This window comes from Chamaesiphon polymorphus CCALA 037 (assembly GCF_003003845.1).
Classification (GTDB): domain Bacteria; phylum Cyanobacteriota; class Cyanobacteriia; order Cyanobacteriales; family Chamaesiphonaceae; genus Chamaesiphon; species Chamaesiphon polymorphus.
Genome location: NZ_PVWO01000192.1, coordinates 1 through 10,043, shown reverse-complemented (window position 1 = coordinate 10,043; position 10,043 = coordinate 1). Strand labels below are relative to the sequence as shown.

Genomic DNA, 10,043 nt, shown 5'->3' with positions numbered 1-10,043 from the left:
CCTTTATAAGGGGAGGGCTGGGGTGGGGTAAAAGACTATACAGCAACTTCAATCTTGAGGATCGCCAGCGCGATCGATCTCAACTCATCTAACCGCGCTTCTGGACTGTAAATAGACCTTCGGGACGGTAGCGAATTAGGACGATCACCGCAGCTAAGACAATTACTCTAGCGGTAGGATCGTTTAATAAATACGCGATCGCGGCATTGGATTCGCCGATTAACACTGCACCTGCCAACACGCCAATTAACTTATCTACTCCTCCCGTCACCACCGTCATCAAGGCATCTACTAAATAATCTTGTCCCATCGGTGGCGCGACACTTTTGAGCGAAGCAATTACTGTCCCCGCCACTCCAGCCAGTCCGCAGCCATAAGCAAATGTGAGCATATCCACCAGGCTGGTATTGACGCCCAGACACTTAGCCATTTCGCGGTTTTGAGTGACAGCGCGGACTTCTCTACCCAACGTGGTACCGTAGAGCAAATACGCTGTAATTGCTAACAGCAGTAGTGCCATGAAGATGATAAATAAGCGGTAGTAAGAGATCTCGATCGCTTGCCCACCAATGGTAAATGGCGTCCAGTTGCCGCGAATGTATGGTGGTGACTTGACGTACTTGAGTTGGGCGGTGAAGATCAGCTTGACGACACCTTGGAGGACGATACTCAGTCCCCAAGTAGCTAACAAAGTTTCGATCGCTCTACCATAAAGTCTGCGGACGATCGTGACTTCTACTAATGCGCCGACTAGAGCTGTGAATAAAAACGAAAATGGAATTGTCATTAACAAATCCATTTTAAAATTACTTTGTAATACGAAAGTCGTGTATGCGCCGAGCATGATGAATTCACCATGTGCGAGGTTAATAATCCGCATCACCCCAAACGTAATCGACAATCCCAACCCTGTTAACAGCAGAATGCCAACAATTCCCACTCCATTTAACAACTGATTGGTAATTGCTACTGGGTCGATCGCTTTTGCTGGTGGGCTGACTTCGGCGAGATAAACTAACGAAGATATGGCATTAAAGGGCAAAACGTTCATTAGACCTCCTGCATGAATATGAAATTATGGTGTTGGTAGTGGATAGTGAATAGTGGATAGAAATATGGCTCCTATTATCTAACTCGATCGGATGTAAATGCTCGATTTGGGATTTGTGCAGGAGGTCTATTATGTTCCCGCTCTGGCTGGTTGTGTATTGTGTAAATGCTGAAATCAATTCACGATCTCCGATCTTTATCTGCGATCGGAGATGATGATTGCTTTGCAATTTATGGTTTATCTAAGAATGCAATTGGCACTGGCTTCTTCGTCTCGACGATCGGGTTGCCGCGCATGTCGGGAGTTGCATGAACGCAAATCCGACCCTTGTAGAGTGCTTGACTCCAGGGAATTGGTTTCACCGCAGCCTTAGTTGCAAAGACAATTTCCGCCTGTCCATCTGCCTTCCATTTCCCAATCCGGGAATATAGGTAGGTGTGATAGTTATCGGGATCGGATTTGACAGTTCCTTGAGGAGCCTTAAACATTTGGCCTCTGGTTGCTTCGCGCAAATTGGAAGTAGTAAGTTCCTTATTTTCTTTGGCGCATTTTTCCATTGCTTGTGCCATGAAAAAGGTCTGGATATAAGCTGCTTCCATCACACCATTAGTAACGCGATCGTTACCAAATTTAGCCTTGAATTGTTCTACAAATGCTTTGTTTTCTGGAGTATCAACTGTTTGGAAGTAATTAAAACTACTGTAATGTCCTTCCGCAAACTCTGGCCCCATTGCCTGAATTTCTTCCTCTGTGGTAGGGAATGCCATGATCGGAATGTCTTTAGAAGTGATTCCCGCATCTTTAAGCTGCTTGTAAAAAGCGGGAATACTATCGCCGACTAGATTACTCAGGATAAAATTAGGCTTGGCTTGCTTGATTTTGTTAATAATCGTGATAAATTCAGTCGTACCCAGTGCCGCATATTCGTCGCCGACAACCGTACCGCCACCATTGACTAATTCAGCTTTAGCAATCCGATTACTTTCTTTGGGATAGATGTAATCAGAACCGATAAAGAAGCCTTTTTTACCAAAGTTTTTGATGCAATAAGGAATTGAATCGGTGATTTGTTGGTTGGGCGCAGCCCCAGTGTAGAAAACGTTAGAGCTACATTCGTTGCCTTCATAGTAGACAGGATAGTAGAGCAATCTATCTTTCTCTTCAAACACTGGGAGTACTGATTTGCGGCTAGCAGAGGTGTAGCAGCCCAGTACGCAAGCGACCTTATCTTCATCGATCAATCGCTTCGACATTTGGTTGTACAAATCCCAGTTGGAATCTGGATTGACAACTACTTTTTCTATCATCTGCCCGTTGATGCCTTTCTTGCCAGCCCAAGGCCCCGTCCCTTCATTGATCTGATCGATCGCTAGGAATGTGGCGTCTTGTAAGGATTTTTCGACGATCGCGATCGATCCTGTCGTGGAATACATGACGCCGACCTTGATTCCTGGTTTGCCACCTGCGGCTGGAGCTGCACCCGGACTGGCAGTGGGAGTAGATGATGGATTGTTACTGCAAGCTTTAAGTAGTAGCGTACCTGCGACGCCAGCACCACCTAAAATAATGAATCTCCGTCGTCCAAACTGATTTGCCATACGACTTAAATTTACCCTTCACACACAATTATCTGGATGAAATATTAAGGCTAATATCTAAGTAACTGTGTATTTAACAATACAAAACCTCAGGTTTTGTAAAGATTTAGACCAATGGCTGAGTCACTACAAATGGAACATCATATTTGGTATACTAGATAGCAATTTTTAGGCGACCTTTAAGACTTAAAGGTCGCCTAAATAACTTAATATCTGCGATATTTACTCCAGAATTTAAATCGAACTAGACATTGTAATTAAGTAGTATTTTCAAACAGATCGATACTGACTAATGGTTAGACTCTAGTATTTGAGTGATTTAAAAACACAGATTTATTTGTTGAAAATTAATCAATTTATGAATTGAATTAATGTTACTTTGCTAGTTCGCTGTTAAACTCATTAAAGCTGCGGCGTTTGAGTTCGATAGAGTCTTTGCGAGGCAGTAAATCGAAAACTTCTCGCATGACATCATCTACTTTTTCAAAGGCAATATCGCCTGTTTCATTGAGTCGAACTTTACCCTGTTTATCGATAACGACAGTTTGCGGTACCGAACCTTGATAATAATATCCAGGTTCGGTTGCTGAATACTTGCCATTTATAGCTAGACTATCAGCAGTAACCGGAATAAAACTAGCGACTTTACCATAGTATTGCTGCAACTGGGAAACCGTACTTGCATATTTTTTGCAGTCGGTACTATCATCAACATAAAATACTAACAAAGCTGGTTTCTGTGATTGTAAAGAGTCTGCTAGAGAGACTTTAGGTGGGACGAGCGAGCCATTACCAGCATAAAGGACAAACACATTGCCATCGTATTTATCATCCTCAATACCTGCTAAAGCTGGATAAGCCATTACCCAAGCACAAAGACAAATTACTGCCGCGATCGCTAGCGATCGCCATCCAGAACGAACGCGATTAGATAAAGATTTAAACATATGATTTAGTTAAATATATTTGTTAGGTTTTCTCGATCGGAGCGGTGCAAATGCACCAAAAGAGCGAGTCACACACCTTCGGGTAACAAATGTGTGCGATCGCCTTCAATTATCAATTCTCTGCTTGGTGCGCTAAACCGTCGGGAAACCCGACGAGCGCGCATCCGCAATTCTCAATTCTCAATTAACTTAACTGCTTCTAACATCCGTGAGAAATAGAAACGAGTTTTGGTCATTGCTTTGCGCTCGATTTTAAAACCTTGTGCTTCTAAAATTTGAACGATCTCTGCTTCGCGATGTAGATACGCGCGAGTTGCTTTGCTTGGGCCAGGAAAGAAACTACCGATCTTTTTGAGTAAAGATAGACAGGGAGTTTTGGGTGCAAAACTAAGAATCAATCGCGATTGAGCGAGCGAAGCTAGATGAGAAATCATTTCCGCAGCCTTATCTTGAGGATAATGAATCAACACATCCAGACAGACGACAGTATGGTAGCTACCGCTGAGACTTTCGAGATCTTGGACGCTAAATGTAGGATTATCGTTATTGCCAAACAACTTAGCTGCATTCTCTTTCGCTTCGCCGACCATTTTCTCAGAAATATCGCTGGCATAAACGATCGCTTTTGACTGCGCTAGGGGAATGCTCAAACTCCCCACCCCACAGCCTGCGTCACAGATAGATAAACCCTCAAGGTTATTATCTGCCGCGAACCACTCTAACAGAGTGTCTACAGTCTGCTGGTGCCCAGTACGGATATCGAGCTGTACTTTATTTACCTCACCGTCGCCGTAAATCCGTTGCCATCTCTCAAATCCCGTGTTGTTAAAATATTCTTTAACTACGGCTTTGTCGTCTACTACGTTCATCGAAATTTAGGTATAAAAATTTATTGCTATCGGTAGATCACTATAGCAGGCGATCGGGGGTGTAGGGTAGGTCGGTAGTGGTTGGCGACTACTATAGACTCAGCGGTTGAAACCGCCACGACTTCCAGTCGTTGGCAAAACTAGATCTATAACTTTGGTTGTTTTTACTGCTTTGGTGCCAAAATATCTTTCCAACCAGTCGCACACCGCAATTTACCCGCAGCATCAGCAACGGGAGCATGTGCGAAATATGTCCCATCTGCGCCTGGATCTTGCGATCGACATAAGATACTGACAGTGCCATCCAAACCTCGATCGGTCTTAAATCTTAAAACGGCACCATTATAACCATACAGCTTTCGATTCAGTGGTTTTGCACCAATAATTGCCAAATCTTGAGAACGAACATCGAGTTTGTAGACAATTTTTTTAGAATTAGCAGTATTGCCACCCCTAAGATTGTTCATTGCAAGTTCGTCAAAGGTTGTTGCAAATTTATTGTTTATTAAAGCGGATACAGTTTGCAATTTATTTGCTGTAGATATATTTGTGATGACTTGACTGGGCTGATTACCGATCGATGGATTGGCATAAATAATCGAACAAATAGGAGTTAAAACGATCGCCCACACAAAAGGCAAATATTCGTTTGGTGTTTGTTTGATTCGATCGGTGTTTAATTTGTCGCTCATAAGATTTCTTGAATTGGCTTTGCATATGTCTGTAAACAGTGTTCCCAAATTGGTGCATGGCTGAAAAGATCGCCAACAGACGAAACAGAGATTGAGGATCGATCGATTATTTTGTCAAAGGTCGATATAATTAACCGAGTGTGTCCGAACAGATCGCTGACAAAACATATCCGCTGCCCCTAAGTCGCTAATTTTTCAAGGTATGGAACATCATTACTCGACACTCCTACATATTCCTAGCTCCCTACCACTGCCAAAAGTTATCTGTCTGGATGCTGTAGGTACCTTATTTGGGGTACGCGATAGCGTGGGCACGATTTATAGTGAAGTAGCGAGCAAACATGGTGTTGAGTGCTCGGCGGAATTACTCAATAAATACTTCTATACAGCTTTTAGCAATTCCAACCCCTGTATCTTTCCTGGCGTCCCGACGGCGGATATTCCCCAGCAGGAATATCTGTGGTGGCGCGAAATCAATCGCCAGACTTTTACCGCAGTTGGAGCGTGGGAAGAGTTTGATGACTTCGAGCTGTTTTTTCAGGAAGTGTATCGATATTTCGCCACCCCAGGCGCGTGGACGATCTATCCCGACACGATTCCCGCTTTAGAAAACTGGCAGCGATCGGGGGTACAATTGGCGGTAGTATCCAACTTTGACTCACGGCTGCATAACGTGCTCAAAGTCTTAGGCTTAGATCGTTACTTTTCGACAGTGACGATTTCGACGGAAGTAAGTGCAGCCAAACCGCAAGCCGCAATCTTCGCCGCAGCTCTGGGTAAATATCCCTACGCGCCGCAAGCTGCTTGGCATATCGGCGACAGTTTGGAAGAAGACTATTTGGGTGCGAGTAATGCTGGTTTGATGGCAATTTGGTTGAATCGGAGTTAGCCGACTAGCCCCCTCACCTCGTTATGCTCTAATCTAAAGGGTAATAATATTCTTATCTATCATCTGTGGAGTTTATCAAAGTGAGTAGTGTTACCGTGATCGATGACGCACAATTTGAGAGTGAAGTTTTACAAGCAGATCTCCCTGTCTTAGTTTACCTGTGGGCGGCATGGTGCGGGCCTTGTCGCTTAGTGTCGCCATCGATCGATTGGATTGCTACCAATTATAGCGATCGAGTCAAGGTTGTCAAAATGGAAGTAGATCCTAACCCCGAAACTGTCAAAACTTACAAAGTAGAAGGCGTTCCCGCCATTCGATTGTTTAAAGGTGATGAACTGATTCACTCGTTAGAAGGTGCGATTACCAAAGATAAATTAGCAACAATTCTCGATAGCAATCTCTAATAAAATCCGATCGACATCTGTAAAATTCAACAATCGCTAACCCTTGTGGTGGGCACTGCCCACCCTACTTTATTACTCTATTACTACTTTATTAATCTATTAGCTACCAACTACTAACTATCAACTATCAACGTGATATAACATGCAGATATCCCGTAGGGTGGGCACTGCCCACCAACTAAGTTTCAGGCATAATCTATTTTATAAATAATTGCACCTACCTACTTAACTATCAACTACCAACTATCAACTGACATAACATGCAGTTCTCCAAACGGCTCCAACCATTAAAATCGAATGTATTTGCCGATATGGATCGAGCCAAAGGACGAGCCAGAGAGCTGGGACGAGAGATAATCGATCTATCGTTGGGTTCGTCTGACTTGCCGACAGCACCGCATGTCATCGCGGCAATTCAATCGGCGTTGGTAGATCCGAGTACTCACGGTTATTTACTCTTTAACGGGACGCGGTTATTTCGCGAAGCCGCCGCAACTTGGTACACCAATAAATATGGGATTGCGGTAGATCCAGAAACCGAAGTATTACCACTCATCGGTTCTCAAGAGGGAACGGCACATTTACCCCTGGCAATTTTGGAACCTGGCGATGTTGCCTTGTTGATGGATCCGGGCTATCCTTCTCATGCTGGCGGCGTGTATTTGGCTGGCGGCGAAATTTACCCAATGCCCTTGCTAGCAGAGAATGGATTCTTGCCCGTACTGGGGGATATTCCCGCTCCAACCCTTGCCAAAGCGCGAATGATGGTGTTGAGCTATCCGCACAATCCTACCACCGCGATCGCGCCCCTAGCCTTCTTTGAGGAAGCTGTTGCTTTCTGTCAGCAGCACAATTTGGTATTGGTACACGATTTCCCTTATGGGGACATGGTATTTGGAGATCTTCAGGTACCATCGATCTTACAGGCCGATCGAGAGAAAAGTGTCTCGATCGAGTTTTTTACGATGTCTAAGTCCTATAATATGGGCGGCTTTAGAATCGGTTATGCGATCGGCAATCGGGACTTAATTCAAGCCTTGCGCCAAGTTAAAGCGGTAGTCGATTTCAATCAGTATTTAGGAATTTTGCACGGCGCAGTCGCCGCACTTACAGGCGAGCAAAGTTGCGTTCGCCAGACGGCTGATACCTTCAAACAGCGGTGCGATACCTTTGTTACCGCCTTGGATGAGATCGGTTGGCACGTACCCACGCCAGCGGCGATGATGTACGTCTGGGCAAAGTTACCACCACAATGGGCGCAAGACTCGATTGCCTTTTGTACCGAGTTAGTCTGTCAAACTGGCGTCGCCGCCGCTCCAGGTATCGGTTTTGGCAAGTGTGGCGAAGGTTATGTCAGATTTGCGTTGGTACACGAACCTGCTAAATTACAACTTGCGGTCGATCGAATGGCCAAGTTTTTGTAATTTAACCTGAGTTCTGGTTAAGAAGATTAGTTTCGTCACTCAGCCTATATCTAAGCCTTTGTGCTCAACTTATCTACTCACTCAAAGGCACCTATCGCCACTCAATAATTCTTGTGATAGGATCGATTTATTGCAAAGTGTAGTAGCTAAAACCATCAGAACTTTGCGATTTATTCTTAAACTAAATTTCATATCTAAATATTTATGCTTTTAGAGAAATCGGAAGTATTAGAATTTTTGCGGTGTCCTAAAACTGGGAAGAGATTGCATGTAAAAAATGACAAATTAATTACCGAACACAACACAGAACACATAGAATACGAAATAGTTGGTGATTGCCCGATATTGATCGATTTCGATCGAGGTGTTTTTAATAAAGGTAATTTTTCATCGCTACCTTCATTGATCGAGCGAAACTCATATCGGGGCTGGTTAGGTGCTGTGCGGAGTTTGGTAAATCCCATTCAACCAGCATCACGCGAAAATATCAAACAACTTGTAGACTTACTTTGTAGGGAGCATCACAACCCACGGGTACTAATCGTCGGTGGCGGGACAGTTGGTGAGGTGATGAATGACTTTTATAACGATCCGCGCATATCGATCGTTTCTTTCGATGTTTATGCCTCGCCACACGTTCAATTCGTCGCTGACGGACATAATATTCCCTTGCCAGATTGTAGTTTTGATGCCGTTATTATTCAAGCAGTATTAGAACACGTTCTCGAACCAAATCTAGTAGTTTCAGAAATGTATCGCGTTTTAAAAGATGGTGGCATCGTATATGCAGAAACACCTTTTCTACAACACGTTCATGAGGGTGCTTACGATTTCACTAGATATACAGAAAGCGGACATCGCTACTTGTTCAAAAAATTTGAAATGATAAAATCGGGAGTTGTCGCCGGGGCTGGCACCCAGTTATTATGGGCAATTGATAATTTCTTTCGTGGGCTGTTTAGATCTAAACAGCTTGGTAAAGTTATCAAACTGGGCTTCTTTTGGTTACAGTATTTCGATCGATTAATTCCCGAATCATACAATGTCGATTCAGCTAGTTGCGTATATTTTATGGGTATTAAGGTCGATTCTACAATCGCACCTAGAGAGATACTCACGCACTATAAAGGCGCGCAATAAACGATCTATTTAGTCTAACGGCGATTTTACTAATGTTAATGTTATCGATCGATCCTACCCTGCTTGGGAATTACCGATCGCATTCCGCTTTTACCACCATTAGCATCACCTTGATAACGCGGGATAACGTGAATCGTAGCGTGATTCATAGCTTGTCCTGCTGCTTTGTTGATATTCATGCCAACATTAAATCCATCGGGTTGAAATTCTTTGGTTAATATTTCTTGGACTTTATTTGCCATCAACCAGCAAGCTGATTGCTCTTTTGGTGGTAGATCGAAATAATTGCTAACATGTCGCTTGGGTACGATTAAGACATGCCCTTTACTCAGCGGATAGCCATCGAACATGGCATAGGCTGTTGCTGATTCTGTCAGCAAACTTATCTTGCGATAGGGATTGCAGAAGATACAGTTATTTGCTGAATTCCATTGATGGTTGTAATGGACGTATTCATAGATCTCACAATACTCATTGAGCTGAATCGACTTAAATGGCAGCTTGACGGTACACTGATATGTTGGCTTTTTGTGGACGTAGTGCTCGCGGAAGCCTTCTTTTTTTAAATCTCGCCTGACTGCATAATAAGCTTTACCGCCAGGTTTGAGTAAATGTGCGATACTCATTAGGACATCGGCTTGTTCTTCTGGCATCAAAACATTGAGCACATAGCAACAGACGATCGTGTCAAATTTAGATTCTGGATATTTTGGCAGATAATAAGGATCGTAGCCCGTAATATTCAAACCCTTTTTATCTAATACTTTGACATCATAACCCAGTCCACAGCCAAAATCGAGAATTCGACCCATCAATAAGTCTCGATCGAGTAAAAATTGCATCGGCGATGACAGTTTAACCCGATCGATCGCTGTCAGATGGCTGAATTTATTTACTTGTTTCTTCATGCAATCGGGGTTATGGGATAGCAGATATTTTGAATGTTAATAATGCTACTACAATCCGCTCTTTTACTTTAGTTATAGGTCGATCGCGATCGATCGAGCTGTACTTATGAAAGTATATTAG

10 protein-coding genes are annotated in these 10,043 nt (G+C 43.4%); 4 read left to right on the top strand and 6 right to left on the bottom strand.

The window, feature by feature from the left end:
* Positions 1-88 precede the first annotated feature (88 nt).
* The 5 genes from urtB to C7B77_RS15320 all read right to left on the bottom strand — a co-directional run bounded on the left by urtB (position 89) and on the right by C7B77_RS15320 (position 5,157).
* A complete protein-coding gene (gene urtB, locus C7B77_RS15340; protein ID WP_106306420.1) occupies positions 89-1,051 on the bottom strand; it encodes an urea ABC transporter permease subunit UrtB in 963 nt (320 codons plus the stop codon).
* Positions 1,052-1,281: 230 nt separating this feature from the next.
* A complete protein-coding gene (locus tag C7B77_RS15335; RefSeq protein ID WP_106306417.1) occupies positions 1,282-2,649 on the bottom strand; it encodes an ABC transporter substrate-binding protein in 1,368 nt (455 codons plus the stop codon).
* Between the two features lie 374 nt (positions 2,650-3,023).
* Positions 3,024-3,596, bottom strand: a complete 573-nt coding sequence (locus tag C7B77_RS15330; RefSeq protein ID WP_106306414.1) for a thylakoid membrane photosystem I accumulation factor — start codon at positions 3,594-3,596, stop codon at positions 3,024-3,026.
* A 173-nt stretch (positions 3,597-3,769) separates the two neighbouring features.
* On the bottom strand, positions 3,770-4,465 hold the full coding sequence (gene bchM / locus C7B77_RS15325) for a magnesium protoporphyrin IX methyltransferase (protein WP_106306411.1): 696 nt from the start codon (positions 4,463-4,465) through the stop codon (positions 3,770-3,772).
* 164 nt (positions 4,466-4,629) lie between these two features.
* Positions 4,630-5,157 carry a type IV pilin-like G/H family protein gene (locus C7B77_RS15320; protein ID WP_106306408.1) on the bottom strand — a complete coding sequence of 176 codons (528 nt, stop codon included), beginning with the start codon at positions 5,155-5,157 and terminating at the stop codon, positions 4,630-4,632.
* A gap of 202 nt (positions 5,158-5,359) precedes the next feature.
* Here C7B77_RS15320 and C7B77_RS15315 point away from each other — a divergent pair, with 202 nt between their 5' ends.
* From C7B77_RS15315 to C7B77_RS15300, 4 genes are all read left to right on the top strand, one after another.
* Complete coding sequence (locus C7B77_RS15315; RefSeq protein WP_106306405.1) at positions 5,360-6,046, top strand: HAD-IA family hydrolase; 687 nt, start codon at positions 5,360-5,362, stop codon at positions 6,044-6,046.
* Positions 6,047-6,126: 80 nt separating this feature from the next.
* Positions 6,127-6,450: a thioredoxin family protein gene (locus tag C7B77_RS15310; RefSeq protein ID WP_106306423.1), complete on the top strand. Its 324-nt coding sequence runs from the start codon at positions 6,127-6,129 to the stop codon at positions 6,448-6,450.
* A 260-nt stretch (positions 6,451-6,710) separates the two neighbouring features.
* Positions 6,711-7,874: an LL-diaminopimelate aminotransferase gene (locus C7B77_RS15305; RefSeq protein WP_106306402.1), complete on the top strand. Its 1,164-nt coding sequence runs from the start codon at positions 6,711-6,713 to the stop codon at positions 7,872-7,874.
* Positions 7,875-8,078: 204 nt separating this feature from the next.
* Positions 8,079-9,014, top strand: coding sequence for a class I SAM-dependent methyltransferase (locus tag C7B77_RS15300; protein WP_106306399.1), 936 nt, complete (start codon positions 8,079-8,081; stop codon positions 9,012-9,014).
* A gap of 41 nt (positions 9,015-9,055) precedes the next feature.
* Here C7B77_RS15300 and C7B77_RS15295 read toward each other — a convergent pair whose 3' ends face one another.
* Positions 9,056-9,922, bottom strand: a complete 867-nt coding sequence (locus tag C7B77_RS15295) for an HIT family protein (RefSeq protein WP_106306397.1) — start codon at positions 9,920-9,922, stop codon at positions 9,056-9,058.
* Positions 9,923-10,043 lie beyond the last annotated feature (121 nt).

What these genes read in the sequence shown, in the direction of transcription:
- C7B77_RS15305 (WP_106306402.1), top strand. Translation starts at nt 6,711, where the DNA reads ATGCAGTTCTCCAAACGGCTCCAACCATTAAAATCGAATGTATTTGCC.
- C7B77_RS15320 (WP_106306408.1), bottom strand. Translation starts at nt 5,157, where the DNA reads ATGAGCGACAAATTAAACACCGATCGAATCAAACAAACACCAAACGAA.
- C7B77_RS15315 (WP_106306405.1), top strand. Translation starts at nt 5,360, where the DNA reads ATGGAACATCATTACTCGACACTCCTACATATTCCTAGCTCCCTACCA.
- C7B77_RS15300 (WP_106306399.1), top strand. Translation starts at nt 8,079, where the DNA reads ATGCTTTTAGAGAAATCGGAAGTATTAGAATTTTTGCGGTGTCCTAAA.
- C7B77_RS15335 (WP_106306417.1), bottom strand. Translation starts at nt 2,649, where the DNA reads ATGGCAAATCAGTTTGGACGACGGAGATTCATTATTTTAGGTGGTGCT.
- C7B77_RS15295 (WP_106306397.1), bottom strand. Translation starts at nt 9,922, where the DNA reads ATGAAGAAACAAGTAAATAAATTCAGCCATCTGACAGCGATCGATCGG.
- C7B77_RS15330 (WP_106306414.1), bottom strand. Translation starts at nt 3,596, where the DNA reads ATGTTTAAATCTTTATCTAATCGCGTTCGTTCTGGATGGCGATCGCTA.
- urtB (WP_106306420.1), bottom strand. Translation starts at nt 1,051, where the DNA reads ATGAACGTTTTGCCCTTTAATGCCATATCTTCGTTAGTTTATCTCGCC.
- bchM (WP_106306411.1), bottom strand. Translation starts at nt 4,465, where the DNA reads ATGAACGTAGTAGACGACAAAGCCGTAGTTAAAGAATATTTTAACAAC.